This window comes from Methylobacterium sp. B4, from assembly GCF_003201865.1.
Classification (GTDB): domain Bacteria; phylum Pseudomonadota; class Alphaproteobacteria; order Rhizobiales; family Beijerinckiaceae; genus Methylobacterium.
On sequence record NZ_QJJJ01000057.1, the window covers coordinates 1 to 1,171 of the forward strand.

Here is a 1,171-nt window from a genome sequence, read left to right on the forward strand (position 1 = left end):
CCTCGGCGATTTCGGCCTCCGCGGCGAGGTAGCGCCGCCGCATCGGCTTCAGCACGAAGACGGCCAGGGCCGCGGCCGAGATGTTCAGGGCGATGATCAGCCCGAACACCGCCGACCAGCCATAGGCCGACGACAGAACGCTGGCCAAGGGCACGAGGAAGGCCGCCGTCCCCTTGGCCGTGTAGAGAAGCCCGGCATTGCTCGCCGCGTAGGTCGAGCCGAAGGTGTCGCCGCAGGTCGCCGGAAACAGCGAGTAGATCTCCCCGAACACGGCAAAGTACATCGCCGTGCTCAGCACGAACATCACCGGGTTGCGCCCGTAGCCCAGCAGCAGGATGCAGGCCGTGGCCGCGATGGTGAAGGCGATGAACATCGTGTTCTCGCGGCCGATGTTGTCCGAGACCCAGCCGAAGAACGGCCGGCCGAACCCGTCGAAGATGCGGTCGAGCGAGATCGCCAGCGTCAGCGCCGCCATCTGCAGCCCGAACAGGTTCATCGTCACGCCGGCCACATGGAAGTCGTGGGCGATCGGGCCGATCTGGGCCGCCGCCATCAGGCCGCCGGAGGCGACCATCACGAACAGGGCGTACATCGTCCAGAACACGGGCGTGCGCACCGCCTCGCGCGGGCTGCGGTCGACCTTGGTCTGGGGCAGGCGCAGGTTCTTGCGCCGGATCGGCACGGCGACGGTGGGCTTGCGCAGCAGGAACGAGAGCAGGACGACGACGAGCCCCTGGCCGAGGCCAAAGACGAGGAAGGCCTGGGCGTAGCCGCTCGACGCGATCATGTTGGCGATCGGGATCACGGTGATCGCCGCGCCGGCGCCGAAGCCCGCCGCGGTCGCGCCCGCGGCGAGACCCCGGCGATCGGGGAACCACTTCAGGGCGTTGCCGACGCAGGTGCCGTAGACCGAGCCCGCGCCGATGCCGCCGATGACGGCGGCCGCGTAGAGCAGGAAGAGGGAATCGGCGTAGGCGTTGAGGGTCCAGGACAGGGCGATCATCACGCCGCCGAAGAAGACCACGACGCGCGGTCCGTAGCGGTCGACGAACCAGGTCTCGATGGGCACGAGCCAGGTTTCGGTGGCCACGAAGATGGTGAAGGCGAACTGGATCGCGGTGCGGCCCCAGTGGTGCTGCTGGTCGATGGGGTCGACGAACAGGGTCCAGCC

At 68.6% G+C, this 1,171-nt stretch carries 1 protein-coding gene; it reads right to left on the bottom strand.

Going from position 1 to position 1,171, the window contains the following annotated elements:
* A partial coding sequence (gene oxlT, locus BY998_RS23830) for an oxalate/formate MFS antiporter (RefSeq protein WP_110354162.1) occupies positions 1 to 1,171 on the bottom strand: 1,171 nt, incomplete at both ends.